Origin of the sequence: Cyanobium sp. Aljojuca 7D2, assembly GCF_024346415.1 — a bacterium.
Lineage (GTDB): Bacteria > Cyanobacteriota > Cyanobacteriia > PCC-6307 > Cyanobiaceae > Cyanobium_A.
Window position 1 is genome coordinate 43,742 of the sequence record NZ_JAGQCX010000001.1, and the last position, 14,814, is coordinate 58,555.

The 14,814-nt window shown below is 69.3% G+C and carries 15 protein-coding genes; 1 reads left to right on the top strand and 14 read right to left on the bottom strand.

The window, feature by feature from the left end; translation table 11 throughout:
• Window positions 1–28: 28 nt before the first annotated feature.
• The 11 genes from KBY57_RS00235 to KBY57_RS00285 all read right to left on the bottom strand — a co-directional run bounded on the left by KBY57_RS00235 (window position 29) and on the right by KBY57_RS00285 (window position 9,599).
• Complete coding sequence (locus tag KBY57_RS00235; protein ID WP_254993890.1) at window positions 29–874, bottom strand: prepilin peptidase; 846 nt, start codon at window positions 872–874, stop codon at window positions 29–31.
• A 7-nt stretch (window positions 875–881) separates the two neighbouring features.
• Window positions 882–1,271 (bottom strand): hypothetical protein, encoded by a 390-nt coding sequence (locus KBY57_RS00240; RefSeq protein WP_254993891.1) that lies wholly within the window; start codon window positions 1,269–1,271, stop codon window positions 882–884.
• A gap of 41 nt (window positions 1,272–1,312) precedes the next feature.
• Window positions 1,313–2,215, bottom strand: coding sequence for a phosphoribulokinase (locus KBY57_RS00245; RefSeq protein ID WP_254993892.1), 903 nt, complete (start codon window positions 2,213–2,215; stop codon window positions 1,313–1,315).
• A gap of 81 nt (window positions 2,216–2,296) precedes the next feature.
• Window positions 2,297–3,379 (bottom strand): 3-isopropylmalate dehydrogenase, encoded by a 1,083-nt coding sequence (leuB, locus tag KBY57_RS00250; protein WP_254993893.1) that lies wholly within the window; start codon window positions 3,377–3,379, stop codon window positions 2,297–2,299.
• 78 nt (window positions 3,380–3,457) lie between these two features.
• Window positions 3,458–4,510, bottom strand: a complete 1,053-nt coding sequence (gene lpxD / locus KBY57_RS00255) for a UDP-3-O-(3-hydroxymyristoyl)glucosamine N-acyltransferase (protein WP_254993894.1) — start codon at window positions 4,508–4,510, stop codon at window positions 3,458–3,460.
• 37 nt (window positions 4,511–4,547) lie between these two features.
• Complete coding sequence (gene proB, locus KBY57_RS00260; protein WP_254993896.1) at window positions 4,548–5,636, bottom strand: glutamate 5-kinase; 1,089 nt, start codon at window positions 5,634–5,636, stop codon at window positions 4,548–4,550.
• Window positions 5,636–6,145, bottom strand: coding sequence for a YqeG family HAD IIIA-type phosphatase (locus KBY57_RS00265; RefSeq protein WP_094559260.1), 510 nt, complete (start codon window positions 6,143–6,145; stop codon window positions 5,636–5,638). The genes proB and KBY57_RS00265 overlap by 1 nt, the downstream gene beginning before the upstream one ends.
• The gene (locus KBY57_RS00270) at window positions 6,145–6,699 is read right to left on the bottom strand and encodes a DUF3727 domain-containing protein (RefSeq protein ID WP_254993898.1); all 555 of its coding nucleotides are present in this window, start codon (window positions 6,697–6,699) and stop codon (window positions 6,145–6,147) included. Before KBY57_RS00270 ends, KBY57_RS00265 begins: the two co-directional genes overlap by 1 nt.
• A 19-nt stretch (window positions 6,700–6,718) precedes the next feature.
• The gene (gene ruvX / locus KBY57_RS00275; protein WP_254993899.1) at window positions 6,719–7,219 is read right to left on the bottom strand and encodes a Holliday junction resolvase RuvX; all 501 of its coding nucleotides are present in this window, start codon (window positions 7,217–7,219) and stop codon (window positions 6,719–6,721) included.
• A complete protein-coding gene (locus KBY57_RS00280) occupies window positions 7,212–8,303 on the bottom strand; it encodes a GNAT family N-acetyltransferase (RefSeq protein WP_254993900.1) in 1,092 nt (363 codons plus the stop codon). Before KBY57_RS00280 ends, ruvX begins: the two co-directional genes overlap by 8 nt.
• A 99-nt stretch (window positions 8,304–8,402) precedes the next feature.
• On the bottom strand, window positions 8,403–9,599 hold the full coding sequence (locus tag KBY57_RS00285) for a F420-0:Gamma-glutamyl ligase (RefSeq protein ID WP_254993901.1): 1,197 nt from the start codon (window positions 9,597–9,599) through the stop codon (window positions 8,403–8,405).
• Window positions 9,600–9,692: 93 nt separating this feature from the next.
• On the opposite strand from KBY57_RS00285, the gene KBY57_RS00290 reads away from it, so the two are divergent.
• Window positions 9,693–11,111, top strand: coding sequence for a PhoH family protein (locus KBY57_RS00290; RefSeq protein WP_254993902.1), 1,419 nt, complete (start codon window positions 9,693–9,695; stop codon window positions 11,109–11,111).
• A 13-nt stretch (window positions 11,112–11,124) separates the two neighbouring features.
• Here KBY57_RS00290 and fumC read toward each other — a convergent pair whose 3' ends face one another.
• From fumC to KBY57_RS00305, 3 genes are read right to left on the bottom strand one after another with little or no spacing between them, the layout of a single operon-like run.
• Complete coding sequence (gene fumC, locus KBY57_RS00295) at window positions 11,125–12,498, bottom strand: class II fumarate hydratase (protein WP_254993904.1); 1,374 nt, start codon at window positions 12,496–12,498, stop codon at window positions 11,125–11,127.
• Window positions 12,498–13,082, bottom strand: coding sequence for a thylakoid membrane photosystem I accumulation factor (locus KBY57_RS00300; protein WP_254993905.1), 585 nt, complete (start codon window positions 13,080–13,082; stop codon window positions 12,498–12,500). Before KBY57_RS00300 ends, fumC begins: the two co-directional genes overlap by 1 nt.
• Window positions 13,083–13,118: 36 nt before the next feature.
• On the bottom strand, window positions 13,119–14,753 hold the full coding sequence (locus tag KBY57_RS00305) for a DUF3685 domain-containing protein (protein WP_254993906.1): 1,635 nt from the start codon (window positions 14,751–14,753) through the stop codon (window positions 13,119–13,121).
• Window positions 14,754–14,814: the final 61 nt, after the last annotated feature.

Consider the following 14,814-nt stretch of genomic DNA (forward strand, 5'->3'; position numbering starts at 1 on the left):
GCCTGGCGATGGACCTATTTAAGGCGCTTCACCACACCAGCCCCAGCGCAGCAAGCCAGACGTCGTGGCCCAGCAGCCACACGGCGGCCCCGCCAGCGGCCAGGAAAGGGCCAAACGGAAAGGGCTGGTGCTTGCCGAGCCGGCCACTGAGACGGCCGATGCTGCCCACCACGGCGCCACTGAACACCGCCAGGATCACCGTGAGCCCCAGGCCGGTCAGCCCGAGCCAGGCTCCAAGGAGGGCGGCCAGCTTGGCGTCTCCCAGTCCCAGGGCCGGCTTGCCGATCGCCTTCTGGGCCAGGGCGCTGACCGCCTCAAAGCCCACCAGCCCCACACCAGAGGCCACAAGGTGGTGGAACAGCAGCTCGCGGCCCACGCCCGCGTCCTGCTGGAAGCCGATCAGGGCCGTCATCGCCAGACCGAGCACCAGGCCGATGCGGCAGAGGGGCTCCGGCAGCCAGAGGCGATCGAGGTCGATCAGCACCAGGGGGATCAGCCAGCTCAGCAGCAACCAGCCCGCCACGACCAGCAGCCAGGGCTGGGGTTGGGGGCCCATGGCGCTAGGGCGGGCCAGCAGCGCCGCCACCCACAGACCGGCACAGAGCAGTTCCACCAGGGGGTAACGGATCGCGATCGGGGCGCCGCAGTGGCCGCAGCGCGCCCGCAGCAGCAACCAGCTGAGCACAGGCACGTTTTCGGTCCAGCGCAGCCGGCTGCCGCAGTGGGGGCAATGGCTGGGGGGCAGCACGATCGATTCTTCCCGCGGCAGGCGCCAGGCCACCACGTTGAGAAAACTGCCGACGCAGGCCCCGAGCAGGGCCGCCAGCAGCGGCAGGGCGGGAAAGCTGGACAGAAGTGGAGCCGTGGCGCTCAAGCGGACCTCAGGCGGGAGGCATGGAGGAAGGTTTGCGGGGCAGGCGCAAGCGGGATCCGCCGCTGCGGCCCAGCTGGCCCCGGATCAGATCGATGGGCACAAAGTGTTCGTCCGGCAGTAGCACCGGCAGGTCGAACACCAGGCGGCCCTGGTTGCCGTGGAGCACCACACCGGCAGGATCCGCCCCCGCAGAGGCATTGTTGAGAGCCTGAAACATCACCCGCCGTGCCGCCTGAATCACCAGCTGGCTGTTGATCTGATCGAGACGGAGTCCGGGAGCCGCCTTGGCGGAGGCCCCCGGAATCAGAAACGACGGCGCCGAGGTCTGTGGTTGATCCGCCTGGTGGTGTTCCACACGGGGTGGGTTCGTGGGTGTGGCGAAGGAAATCGGCCTCACCAGAACGAATTGCAGCCCCAGACTAAAGGCTGCAGATGCAATCAGGCCAGCTTCTTCTTCTCTTCGATCATGCGGTGGATGATCGGGGTGAGGATCAACTCCATGGCAAAGCCCATCTTGCCGCCGTTCACCACGATTGAGGTGGGTGTGGACATGAAGGAGCCGTTGATCATGTTGAGCAGGTAAGGGAAGTCAATCCCCCACTTTTCGCGGGCCACCTTGCGGATGTGGATGATGACGAAACTCTCATCCGGGGTGGGGATGGTCTGGATGAAGAAGGGGTTGGAGGTGTCCACGGTGGGCACCCGCTGGAAGTTGATGTCGGTGAGGCTGAACTGCGGGCAGATGTGATTGATGTAATCCGGCATCCTGCGCAGGATCGTGTCCACTGTGGCTTCAGCCGAGTAGCCGCGCTCCTGGTTGTCGCGGGCGATCTTCTGGATCCACTCCAGGTTGACGATCGGCACCACGCCGATCAGGAGATCCGCCAGATTGCGCAGGTTGTAGCCCTCGCCCACCACGCCGCCGTGCAGGCCCTCGTAGAAGAGCAGGTCGGTGCCGCCGGGAATCGGCTCCCAGGGGGTGAACTGACCCGGCTCCAGGTTGGTGCCGAGGCGGGCGTTGTGCTCAGCGGCCTCCTCAACGGAGTGCAGGTAGTAACGCTTCTCGCCGCCGCCGGTTTCGCCGTAGGTGCTGAACAGCTCTTCAAGCTTGTCGAAGCGGTTGGCCTCGGGACCGAAGTGGGAGAAGTTCTCGCCCTTGGCCACGGCAGCGGCCATCGCTTCCTTCATTGGGCCCCGTTCGTAGCGGTGGTAGCTGTCGCCCTCCACCACCGCCGGGGTGATCCCCTCACGCTTGAAGATGTATTCGAAGGCGCGCTTGACGGTGCTGGTCCCAGCGCCGGAGGAACCGGTGACAGACACAACCGGGTGACGCTTCGACATGCGCGGGGATCCAAAAACCGACCGTGAGTTTGGCAGGTCGCCGGACCGATACCCCCATCCCTGCGGTGAACCGTTGCAGGATCAGCCCTCCAGCGCTGCCAAGAGTTGTTCGCCCATGGCGCGGCAGCCCAGTTGGGTGCAGCCCTCGGCCATCAGGTCGCCGGTGCGGTAACCGGCTGCCAGCACGCGATCCACCGCTGCTTCCAGATCGGCGGCAGCTGCCTGCTGCTGCAGGCCGATGCGCAGCAACATGGCGGCGCTGAGCACCATGGCCATCGGGTTGGCCTTGTCCTGCCCAGCGATGTCTGGCGCAGAACCGTGGATGGGCTCGAACAGGCCCGGACCGCTGGACCCCAGGGAGGCCGACGGCAGCATGCCGATCGAGCCGCTGAGCATGGCGGCCTCATCGCTGAGGATGTCGCCGAAGAGGTTGCTGGTGAGCAGCACGTCGAACTGGCGAGGGTTGCGCACCAGCTGCATGGCGGCGTTGTCGACATACATGTGGCTGACCTCCACGCCTGGGTGGTCGCTCGCCATCGCGTTGACCCGGTCGCGCCAGAGCTGGCTCACATCCAGCACGTTGGCCTTGTCGACGCTGCACAGGCGCCCGCCTCGCTGCATGGCCAGCTCAAATCCGACCTTGGCGATCCGATCGATTTCGTCGTCGAAGTAGGCCATGGTGTTGAAGGCCCGCACCCGGCCTCCCGCTTCGACGCGCCCCTTGGGGGTGCCGAAGTACACGCCGCCGGTGAGTTCGCGCACCACCAGCAGGTCCACCCCCTCGATCACCTCGCGCTTCAGGGTCGAGGCGTCGATCAGGGCCGGAAGGATCTTGACGGGTCGCAGATTGGCGAACAGGCCCAGCCCCGCCCGTAGCCCCAGCAGACCGGTTTCGGGGCGCTGCTCCCGGGGCAGGGTGTCGTATTGGGGGGAGCCGATGGCGGCCAGCAACACCGCATCGGCACGCCTGCAGGCCTCCAGGGTGCTCGCGGGCAGGGGCTCGCCGGTGGCATCGATGGCCGCGCCGCCCATGGGCTGCTCGTCGTAGGCGAGGTCAAAGCAATGCCGGGCGCTCACCGCATCCAGCAGCTGCCGGGCCACTGCGGTGATCTCCGGTCCGATGCCATCGCCGGGGAGCAGGGTGATCCGGTAGCTGGTCGTCATGGTGGTGTGGGGGTGCCGCCGGCGGTGTTCAGGGCTGGCGGCGAGGCTAGGCGCTGGCTGGTTGCACCCCTGGCGGGCTCAGCCCTGGACGCGTTTCTCCAGTTGGCGCAGGCTCTTGGCCAGCTCGGGCAGCTTGTTGAAGGCTGCCGAGCAGCGCAGCCAGAGGCGATTGGGGATGGCCGGATAGCCGCTCACCACCTCGCCGGCGGCCACCTCGCCATGCACGCCGGATTTGGAGGAGGCGATTGAGCGGTCGCCCATCACCGCCTTGTTGGCCAGCCCCACCTGGCCCGCCAGGATCACTCCGTTGCCCAGGCGAGCCCCTCCGGCGATGCCCACCTGGGCCGCCAGGGCGCAGCCCTGGCCGGTGATCACGCCGTGGCCGATGTGCACCAGGTTGTCGATTTTGGTGCCGGCGCCGATTCGGGTTTCACCCACCGAGGGGCGATCCACCGTGCTGCCGCAACCCACCTCCACGCCGTCTTCGAGGATCACCTGGCCGGTCTGGGGCATCTTGCGCCAGCCGTTGGCGGTGGGCACAAAGCCGAAGCCCTCGCTGCCGATGACGGCGTTGGAGTGCACCACGCAGCCGCGGCCCAGGCGCGTGCCGGGCTGCAGCACAGCCCCGGCGTGGAGCTCGCAGCCCTCGCCAATCTGCACATCGTCGTAGAGCACCACCCGGGGGTGAAGGATGCAGCTGGCGCCGATCTGCACGTTGGCGCCGATCACCACCTGGGCTCCCACATGGGTGCCCATCCCCACGACGGCGCTGGGATCCACCACAGCGCTGGGGTGAATGCCGGAGGCCGGGCGGCTGCGGGGGTAGAGCGCCTCGAGGGCTTCGGCAAAGGCCAGCCTGGGATCGGCCAGGGCGACCCAGGCCAGGCCGCGATCCCTGGCCTGCTGTTGGAGAGCCTCGGCCTCCTCGCCCCGGACCGGAATCAGGACCGCACTGGCGCCACTGGCCTGCAAGGCCGCCGCCAGGGCATTCCCCGGTTCGAGGAAACTCAATTGGCCGCTCCCGGCCTGGTCGAGGGCGGCGGCACCGCGGATCTCGGGGTCGCCGGCCAGGTGGCGCGGGCTGGCATCAGTCACGTCGCTCAGATGGCTGAGCAGGTCGCTGAAGCGCATTCCAAGGGAGCCGGCCAGGCCGGATCGTAGGCCGGGCCTAGGAGCTGGTGAGCACGAGTTGGTCGCGGTGCACCACCTCCACGCCGGCGCGCCCCATCAGCTCCCGCAGCTCCGTGCTGCTGAGGGTGGCCAGCCCCCGGCCCAGCTCCCGGCCATCGCTGGCCAGCAGCCGCACGGCCTCGCGGCGGCCAAAGTCGCCCTCCACAGCCTTCACCCCCACGGCCAGCAGGGAGGCCCCCTGGCGGGTCAGGGCCTGTTCGGCGCCCGCATCGAGGTGCAGGCTTCCCTTGGGCAGCAGGGCATGGGCGAGCCAGCCTTTGCGGTCGGGCAGGGGGGTGGGGCTCGGCTGGAACACGGTGCCGACCCGCTCGCCAGCCAGGAGGGCGTCGAGGACGGCGGGGTCGCGGCCGTCGGCCAGCCGCACGCGGATGCCGCTGGAGGTGGCGATGCGGGCGGCGGCCAGTTTGGTGGTCATGCCACCGGTGCCCCACTGGCCGCCACCGGTGGCCACGTTGTGCAGGCTGTCCAGCTCCGCCAGGTTGCGCACCTCCTCGATCGGCCGCGCCTCGGCATCGTTGCGGGGATCGCCGGAATAGAGCCGATCCACATCGGTGAGCAGCACCAGCTCGTCGGCTCCGATCGCCACCGCCACCAGGGCCGACAGGGTGTCGTTGTCGCCGAAGCGCAGCTCATCGGTGGCCAGGGTGTCGTTTTCGTTGACCACCGGCACCACCCCCCAGTCCAGCAGCTGCTCGAGGGTGCGGCAGGCGTTCTGGTAGCGACGCCGGGAGGCCAGATCGCCGCGGGTGAGCAGCACCTGGGCCACGGCCAGGCCCCGCACCGCGAACGCGTCTTGATACAGAGCCATCAGCCGCCCCTGGCCTACGGCGGCGGCGGCCTGCAGGGCCACCACCTCACTGGGTCTCTGGTCCATCTCCAGGGCGACGCAGCCCAGGCCCACGGCACCGCTGGTGACCAGGGCAATCGCATCGCCACGGCGCTGCTGGCGGCTCAGACTGGCCGCCAGATCAGCGATCACCGCCGCCGTGGGGCGATCACCGCTGCCCCGCAGCAGGCTGGTGCCCACCTTGATCACCCGGCGCATGGCGCTTTGCTCGTGTGCCATCAGCCCAGGGTCGTGCCGACCCAACGGGCCAGGCGCAGCTCCAGCTTCTGCAGCCGATCCCGCTGGCAGGGCTGGCCGAGCGGATCGATCGGCTTCACCAGCACGGTGAATAGCCCGAGCCGGTTGCCAGCAATCACATCGGTGAAGAGGCGATCACCGATCAGGGCCACTTCCTGGTGGGGTAGCTGGAGCTCGGCCAGCACCTTGCGCAGGGCGCTGCGTCGTGGTTTTCCCGCAGAGATGGTGTAGGGGAGGTCGAGCTGGGCCGCGACGGCTCCAATCCGTTTGCGGGAGGGGTTGTTGCTGAACAGGTGGATCGGCATGTGCTGCCGCGCCAGCCTCAGCCAGCGCAGGGCGCTGTCGGGCAGCTCTGCCTGGCGGCGGGGCAGCAGGGTGCGGTCGACATCGAGCACCAGGGCCCGGATCGGTTGGTCCAGCAGCTCCTGCAGGGGCAGCTCGGCCAAGGTGCATTCCCGCAGCCAGTTGGGGCGCAGCAACTGACGCAGCATCAGTCGTCGCCCTCCCGCTCCTCCAGCTCAGCCTCGATCCGGGGCTGGACCCGCTCAAACTCCTCGCCTTCCACCAGCACGGCACCGTTGCCGTCCATGCGGGCGACCACAAAGAAGGGATCGAGGGGGATGTAGAGCCCGTACTCCCGTTCGTCCACCAGGAAGCTCACCAGCAGTTCGTAGGTCTCCGAGTCGTCATCAGCGTCCTCGTCGTCGTCGAGCTCCTCGGGTTCGTCCAGTTCACCGCTCACGGTGAGGGTGACGGCCGAACGCACCAGGGTGAGATCGTGCTCCTGGAGCACCACATCGGCGACCGACAGGATCGGCTCGGTGGCATCGATCGTGTCGATCAGTTCCGGGTCTTCGTCGTCGTCCAGGCGGAACAGGCAGACCGGGGTGTCCACCGGGGTGAGCAGCACATAGTCGTGGCCGTCGAGGGGGATCAGCTGCTCGAGGAAGCAGAGCAGCTGGCGGCCGCGACTGTCGTGCACGAGCACCGTGGGCACATCGGCGGAACTCTCCGAGGGGGGCTGGGAGGGGGCTTCGGGGCTCATGCAGGGGGCGCGTGTCTTCTCAGGATGGTGCAACGCCGGCCATCTCGCCGCCGCCGATGGTCGCCGCCTGCACCGGTTCTGGCCCCTCCTGCAGCCACTGCTCCAGCAGTAGCGCTGCCGCAGCGCTGTCGAGGGCGCCGCTGCGGTCGCCGTGCAGGCCATGGCGCTCGGCGGCGGCCCAGCTGCTGGTGTGCTCGTTGACCCAGGCCAGGGGCAGCTGGAGCGCTCGGGCCAGCTGATCGCCATACCGCTGGCAATGCTGAGCCTGAGCGGTCGGTTGGCCGGCCTCATCGAGGGGCAGGCCCACCACCAAGGCGCTGACGCGCCGCTGGCTCACCAGCGCCCTCAGGTGCTCCAGATCCGTGGCAAAGCGCCCCCGGGCCAGGGCCGGCAGGGGCGTGACCGTCAGCCCCAGGGGGTCACAGCCGGCCAGGCCGATGCGCCGGCGGCCCACATCCAGGGCCAGGGTCGAGCGGGGCTGGGGAGGCTGGCGGCGGGCCCCCTGGGCTGGGTCACGCACGGGGAAGGGTGGGTGTGAGAGGAGTGGGTGTGGGAAGTGGACGGCGGCGGGGTTGCCACTGGCCGAGGATCGCCTCCAGGCGCTGGGCGGCCCGGGCGGGTGCCTGCAGGCCCTGGCGCCTCCAGACGCTGCGCGCCATCAGCACCCGCTCACCGCGCTCCTGGGCGCCGAGGCCCGCCATCCAGCGCTGCAGGGCCTCGTCGCGCAGATCGCAGCGCAGCCACAGGGGGTCACCAGCCCCCAGCTCGCTCTGTGCCCGCTGCAGCAACAGCTCGGTGGCGGGGCCCACCAGATGGGACCAGGCGGGATGGACACTCAGTTCCACGTCGTGGCCGCCGCCGGGATGGTCGCCGATCCAGCGCACGGCCGCCACCGCTTGCTCGCGATTGGGATCCACCCACATCCAGCCCCGGCCGTGGCTCTGGTCGAGCAGGTCTTCGACACCCCGATCCAGCAGGTGCCGCAACCGGGCCGGGCAGACCGCCTGCTCCAGGTGCCACAGCAGCGGCGCCGAGCGGCGGTTCAGGGCCGTGAGCTGCAGGTCGGCAGGCGCTGGCAGGGGGGGCGCTGTGGATGCGCTCGCGGGCTGCTGCCAGCACCAGAGGCGATCCGTGCGCAGGGGCTGGAAGCCCTGCTCGCGCAGCATGGCCAGGCGGGTGTCGTCGAGGGTGGAGGCCGCGGCAATCCAGCTGGCGGCGCCCTTGGCCCGCTGAATCGCGGCCCGCAGCAGGGTGGCGGCCAGCTCCTGGCGGGCGGCTGCGGGGGCCAGGCGCAGGTGCTGCATCTGCCAGCAGCTGCCGCTGCGGTTCAGCCGGCGGCACACGATCAGGCCCAGGGGTGTTTGGCCGTTGAGGGCAACCAGCACCTGGGGCGCCAAAGATGGACGGGCCAGCAGGGATTGCAGCAGGCGCTCCGGCAGCCCCAGCAGCAAGGCGCGCTGCAGCAGCGGCTGCAGCGGCAGGAAGGCGGGGTCGCTGAGCAGGGGCAAGTGCCAGCCGGCGAGGGGCTCGAGCCGCCAGCTGTCGGGCTCGGGCCGCCCTGGTGGTGCCGGCTGGGCAGAGGGGGGCTGCAGAATCCCGAGCATGGGGCGTGGCGAAGATGCCGGGGCTGAACGGGCGCCGAGGCTGATCCGATCACCCAACTGTATCGGCGGCGCCCGATGTGCGCCCCACCCCGCGGCGACTCAGGCCGGCCGCACCAGCACCAGGGGGGTGCGCTCGTTGGCGTTGCCCGCCGGGTTGGGGCGCAGGGCCCGCTCCAGCAAGGCCTCATCGCAGCCCGGGCTCGAGGCCAGCACCTTGACTCGGCCCAGGTCGTTGACATCCACCACCGCCACCGCCACACCGAGGGAGCGAGCCATGGCGGCGCAGAAGGCAGCGGGCTGGTCGGGGCCCAGCACAATCGTCTGGTCGTAGGGCGGGGTGGTGCCCGTGATGTCGTCGATCAGCCGGGCCTGCTCGCCGGCTAGCCGGTAAAACCAGCCCTTGCTGCCCACCAACTTCAGCGCCAGGCCCACCAGCCAGGCCCCCAGCACCCGGGCCGGCCCCACCACATCGATGAGGCTCTGCAGGCCGCAGGCGGTGGCCAGGGAGCTGGTCGGGTGGAACACCCGGCAGAGCAGCCGGGCCAGGCCGCTGGGCTGCACGGTGGCTGGATGGTGGTAGCGGCCCTGGATCACTGCCAGGGGGGTTTCGCCGATGGTGAGCACGTCGCCCGGCTCGATCAGGCCGCCGGCGTAGCGGCGCAGCACGGCTTCCGGGTCATCCAGCACCCCCAGCAGGTGGGTGCCTACCGGCAGCACGCGGCAGCGGTCGCCGTCGCGCCAGCGGGCATTCGCGGCGGCCAGGGGGGTGGGCATTTGCAGCGGCACGAGCACGCCATCACGGCGCTCGAGCCGGCCGAAGGGGCCGTAGTTGATCCAGAGGATGTCCAGCCAGAGGGTGTCGAGCAGCTGGTCGAGGGGCTGGCCCGGCGCGCCGCTGAGGCTGATGTGGATGCGGGCGCTGGTGCTCTTGCGCCCCTTGACGATGTAGGCGGCCCAATAGCCATCCGGGCGTGACTCCTCATCCTGATGGAGCGCCTCGATCCGACTGCTCACCGTGACGCCGGCCAGGTCGCCCCGGCCCAGCAGGGTGGGCCGCAGCGTGATCTCCGGCACCATCACCTCCATGCGGCGATGGGGGTTGCTGATCGTGATCGTGCCGGTCACCTCCAACCCCGCTGGGGTGCGCTCCACCTGGAAACCATCGGCACGCAGCTGCAGCGGCGACGCGGGCCGCAGCCGGTGGCGCAGCTCCAGCCACACCAGGGTGAGGCCCAACAGCAGGGCCAGCACCAGCACGAGCTTCAGCAGGGCGAGGGCGACAAGCGAAGAAGCCAATTGCGACCGGGCAAGAATCGCCGGAGCGTAAGTGGGCCTGCGGTCTTAGCTTCAAACCGTCAGCTTCAAACCGTCGCGATTTCGGTGCCCGGCATGCGCAAGACCTTCGTGCTCGACACCAATGTGCTCTTGCACGATCCGGCTGCGCTGACCCGGTTTGAAGACAACAACATCCTGATCCCGATCGAGGTGGTCGAGGAGATCGATCGCTTCAAACGTGATCCCGCCGAGAAGGGGCGCAACGCCCGCCAGGTGTCGCGCCTGCTGGATGGGCTGCGGGCCCAGGGCAACCTGGCTGATGGGGTGCCCAACGGTGACCAGGGCGGCACCCTCAAGGTGGTGTTCTGCCGCAGTGAAACCCTCAGCCAGCTGCCACCGGAGCTCAAGGCCGGCAACGGCGACAACAACATCCTGGCGGTGGCCCTCGAGGAGCAGCGGCTGCAGGCGGTGATGGGCAGCCAGCCGCCGGTGATCCTCGTGACGAAGGACACCAACCTGCGCATCAAGGCCGATGCGGTGGGCCTGATCGCCCAGGACTACACCAGCGATCGGGTCGACATCGGCGACCTCTACCCGGGCCTGTGTGAGTTGTGGGTGAGTGCCGAGCAGATGGACCGGCTCAAGCTGCCGCCAGGCCTGGAGGTGGAGGGGCTGGGGGTGGAGAGCCCGCTGCAGGCCAATGAGGGGGTGACCCTGATCGACCAGGCCCAACCGGCCCACACCCTGCTGGCTCGCTTCAACGCCGCCACCGGCACCCTGCAGCCGTTGCAGCGCGCGCCCAAGGCCAAGCTCGGACGCATCCACCCCCGCAACCGGGAGCAGACCTTTGCCCTGGATCTGCTGCTGGATCCCGAGATTCAGCTGATCACCTTGGTGGGCAAGGCCGGCACGGGCAAAACCCTGCTGGCCCTGGCGGCGGGCCTGCACCAGGTGGCCGACGAGCGGCTCTATGAGCGCCTGCTGGTGACCCGGCCGGTGATCTCCCTGGGCAAGGAGATCGGTTTTCTGCCGGGGGATCTCGAGGAGAAGATGGGGCCCTGGATGCAGCCGATCCTCGACAACCTCGACTTTCTGCTGGGCGGCAGCGGCGAGGACGAGGGGCGCGGTGCCGGGCGGGCAGCCGGTGGCGGTGGCGCTGGAGCGGGTGGCCGGGGCGGCAGCCACCGCGGGCCGCGCAGCAACTGGACCGACCTCAAGGGCATGGGGCTGCTGGAGGTGGAGGCGATCAGCTACATCCGCGGCCGCTCGATTCCCCGCCAGTTCATGGTGGTGGATGAGGCCCAGAACCTCACGCCCCATGAGGTGAAGACGATCGTGACCCGGGTGGGCGAAGGCACCAAGATCGTGCTCACGGGTGATCCCTACCAGATCGACAATCCCTACGTGGATGCCGAGAGCAACGGCCTCACCTGGCTGGTGGAGCGGTTCAAGGGCCAGGCCCTGGCCGGCCACATCACCCTGCTGCGGGGTGAGCGCAGCGAGCTGGCCGAACTGGCGGCCAACCTGCTCTGAACCTCCCAGCCCCTCACACCATCTGGTCGGGCTGCACCCAGCGATCGAACTCTTCGGCGCTGATCTCGCCGAGCACCAGGGCGGCCTCCTTGAGGCTCAGCTGGTGGTTGTGGGCGTGCTTGGCGATGGCGCAGGCCCGGTCGTAGCCGATGGCGGGGGTGAGGGCCGTGACCAGCATCAGGCTCTGGTCGAGCAGGGTTTCGATGCGGCTTTCGTTGGCCTGGAGCCCCTCGATGCAGTGCTCGCGGAAGCTGCTGCAGGCCCCCGCCAGCAGGGTGATGCTCTCGAGCACGTTGCGGGCGATCACCGGCTTGAACACGTTCAGCTCGAAGTTGCCCTGGCTGGCGGCGAGTTGCACGGCGGTGTTGTTGCCCATCACCTGCACGGCCACCATCGTCAGGCTTTCGGCCTGGGTGGGATTCACCTTGCCCGGCATGATCGAGCTGCCGGGTTCATTTTCCGGAATCACCAGCTCGCCGAGGCCGCAGCGGGGCCCGCTGGCCAGCCAGCGGATGTCGTTGGCGATTTTCATCAGGCTGCCGGCCAGCACCGTGAGGGCACCGTGGGCGGCGGCCAGGGGCTCATGGCCCGCCAACGCCTGAAACTTGTTGGGCGCTGAGGTGAAGGGCAGCCCAAGGCGCTCGGCCAGCCTTGCCGCCACCGCCTCGCCGAAGCCGGCCGGGGCGTTGAGGCCGGTGCCCACGGCTGTGCCGCCGATGGCCAGCTGGTGCACCTGGGGCAGGCTGGCCCGCAGGCTTTCGAGCCCAAGCTCCAGCTGGGCCACGTAGCCGCTGAACTCCTGGCCCAGGCTGAGGGGCACCGCATCCTGCAGGTGGGTGCGGCCGATCTTGATGATCTCCGCATAGGCCTCGGCCTTGGCCGCCAGGGCGGTGCGCAGCGCTTCCACCGCCGGAATCAGACGGCGCTCCAGCTCGATCGCCACCGCCACGTGCAGGGCGGCTGGAAAGGTGTCGTTGCTGGATTGGCTGAGGTTGACGTGGTCGTTGGGGTGCACCGGGCTCTTGCTGCCCAGCACGCCACCGGAGGCTTCGATCGCCCGGTTGGCGATCACCTCATTGACGTTCATGTTGGTTTGGGTGCCGGAGCCCGTTTGCCACACCTTCAGCGGGAACTCTCCATCGAGCGCCCCGGCGGCCACCTCGTCAGCTGCCGCCACGATCAGGGCGGCCAGCTCGGGGCTGAGCTTGCCCTTGGCCTGGTTCACTTCGGCGCAGGCTGCCTTGAGCTGGCCGAAGGCGTGCACCACCGCCAGGGGCATGGCCTGGCCGAAGGGGAAGTAGTGGATCGAGCGCTGGGTCTGGGCGCCCCAGTAGTGCTGATCGGGCACCTCGATGGCGCCCATGCTGTCGGTTTCCAGGCGGCCCATCAGCGGCTTACCACCTCCGAATTGAGTTCGTTAAAGCTCTCGGTGATGCTGCTGGTGCCCCCCTCCGGCAGGGGGATGCCGGTGGCCTGGCTCACGGCGGTGTTGATTGCATCGACGTCCACGGCGCCCTGTTGATCGAAGATCACCTGGCCCTCGGGATTGAACACCACCACCTGGGGGATCGAGCCCGACCAGTAGTGGGCTGGGTCGGTGGGGCCGGTGTCAGCGCGGTTCTGCAGGGGGTCGGTGACCAGGGGGATCAGCTCGATGGTGTTCAGCCACACCCGCTGTAGCTCCGAGACCACCGCCGAAAACTGTTTGCTGGCGGCGTCGTCATCGAGGTAGTAAACGACCACGGTGGTGCGGTGGTCGGACAGGGCCTGGGCGAGGCTGCTGCGGGGCGGCACCAGGGAGCCGTTGCCGGCGTAGAGGGCGTAGATGTTGCCGTCGTAGTTGTTATTGGTGAGCGAGGCCTGGGCTGGCGGGCTCCACAGGCCCCAGAGGCCCGACGCCAGCAGCATCCCCAGGGCGGTGGTGAGCAGGGCCCGCAGGACGCTCTTGGTGGTTGTCGCCGTGCCCGTCATCCCGATCCGCTGGCTTGAATGGGGCCATTGTGGCGTTCAGCCACGGCCCAGGCTGCGGCCCATACCCTGGGCGATGCCCCGGCCCACCAGGCCGATGGCCCGGCCCAGCACCCGGGTGAGCACCACCACCACCAGATCGCCCAGGCCGCGCACCAGACTCTGCACCTGGGGAGCCAGTGCATCTCGGGTTTCCAGCGCCAGGGTCACCAGTTGCTGCAGCCAGCCGAGCTGGCGCAATTCGGCATCGCGGGGTTCGGTGAGCTCCTGGCAGCGGATGGCGCCATCGCGCAGGCAGTAAAGCCGGCGGCGGCTTTCGTAGAGGCTGATCGGCCGCTCCACCCAGCTGCTCCAACGCTGCTGGGCGTTGAGCTGGTTGCGCAGCCGCTCCAGGTTGCGGGTGGCGAGCAGGTCGGGTTGGAGCAGGTAGCGGCGCAGCTCGGGCCAGTGGGCGCAGCTGGCCAGCAGCTCAGCGCTCACCAATTCGGCGCTGCGCACCAGCCAGTTGGCCAGCAGCAGCTCCAGATGCAACACGGCCTGCGGCTCATCGGCCGCCAGCAAGCGACCCTGCACCAGCAGGGGCTGGGCCCGCACCAGCGCTGCCAGCATCGGTTGGGCATCGGGCAGTTCTGGGTCGCCGGTGGTGAGGTTGCTGCAGCGGATCAGGGTTTCGGCCACGGGCTGGAGGCTGCCCTCGTTGGGCAGTTGCACGTAGGGATTCACCAGGCTGCGCAGGGCTTGCTGGCGCAGCTCCGGCTGCCACTGCTGCCAGCGCTCCTGCAGCGCGTGCTGGGGAGCGGGGTCGCTTAGCAAGCGCTGGCGCAGGCTGTCCACCTGGCTGAGCAGGGCCCGCAGCAGATCCCGCCGCCGCTCCCCGCTGAGCCCCTCAATGGCCAGCAGTTGGCCGGTTTGGTTGCTCAGGCCAGCCTCGGTGCCGGCCTCCAGCCGCTGGCGAATGGCGCGCCAAATGCCGTCGGCGCTGCGCTGTTGCAGCGTGATCGCCAGCACGGGTTCGGGGCCGGCACCCGGGGCGTTGGCTGCGGCCAGGGTGGGGCTGAGGCTGGAGGCCAGCGGGCCCCAGGCCACACTCACGGGGCCCCAGAGCAGCAGCAGCAGCTGGCGGGCCGCCGAGAGTTCCCGGAGGCGACCCTGCAGCACCAGCAGCTGCACCAGGTTGGTGGGGGGTGGCGTCAGCAGACGCCCGATGGCCTGGATGTCGGCATCGATCTGCTGCAGGCCACTGATCAACAGCCATTGGCCCAGGCCCAGGGCCGGGGTGGCCGTTGCCGCGGCCGTTGGGGTGTCACCGGCCACGGCCAGCACCCGACCGCCGGCCAGCAGGGTGGGGATCGCCTCCAGCAGCTCTTGCGGACTCGGCGATTCCAGCAGTCCGGCCGCAGGCAGTTGCAGCAGGGCCTCGCTCTGAAGGCCGTGGCCTGCCGGCAGCAGCAGCAGCAGCGGTGACGGCTGCCAGCGCTCCTGCAAGCGCAGCACCTCCTGGGCCAGGCCTCCCTGCATGTCTTGGCTGCTGGCCTGCCAGATCACCAACGCAGGCAGACCCTGGAGTTGGTCGGGCGTTTCGGCAACGTGATACTTCCCGGCCTGGTCCGTCAGCAGCCGGTTGAGCCCATCACGCAGCAGCGGTTCGGCAAACAGCAGCAGCTGCGCACTCACAGGTCGGGCCGGATGGTTCGGCCAACGCTACCGATGTTGGGCGGGTTTCTCCAGCCCTTGA

Coding starts and splice junctions, on each gene's coding strand:
- KBY57_RS00270 (WP_254993898.1), bottom strand. CDS start 6,699: ATGAGCCCCGAAGCCCCCTCCCAGCCCCCCTCGGAGAGTTCCGCCGAT.
- KBY57_RS00265 (WP_094559260.1), bottom strand. CDS start 6,145: ATGCTGCGTCAGTTGCTGCGCCCCAACTGGCTGCGGGAATGCACCTTG.
- lpxD (WP_254993894.1), bottom strand. CDS start 4,510: ATGCGCTTCAGCGACCTGCTCAGCCATCTGAGCGACGTGACTGATGCC.
- KBY57_RS00290 (WP_254993902.1), top strand. CDS start 9,693: ATGCGCAAGACCTTCGTGCTCGACACCAATGTGCTCTTGCACGATCCG.
- KBY57_RS00245 (WP_254993892.1), bottom strand. CDS start 2,215: ATGTCGAAGCGTCACCCGGTTGTGTCTGTCACCGGTTCCTCCGGCGCT.
- fumC (WP_254993904.1), bottom strand. CDS start 12,498: ATGGGCCGCCTGGAAACCGACAGCATGGGCGCCATCGAGGTGCCCGAT.
- proB (WP_254993896.1), bottom strand. CDS start 5,636: ATGGCACACGAGCAAAGCGCCATGCGCCGGGTGATCAAGGTGGGCACC.
- KBY57_RS00300 (WP_254993905.1), bottom strand. CDS start 13,082: ATGACGGGCACGGCGACAACCACCAAGAGCGTCCTGCGGGCCCTGCTC.
- leuB (WP_254993893.1), bottom strand. CDS start 3,379: ATGACGACCAGCTACCGGATCACCCTGCTCCCCGGCGATGGCATCGGA.
- KBY57_RS00280 (WP_254993900.1), bottom strand. CDS start 8,303: ATGCTCGGGATTCTGCAGCCCCCCTCTGCCCAGCCGGCACCACCAGGG.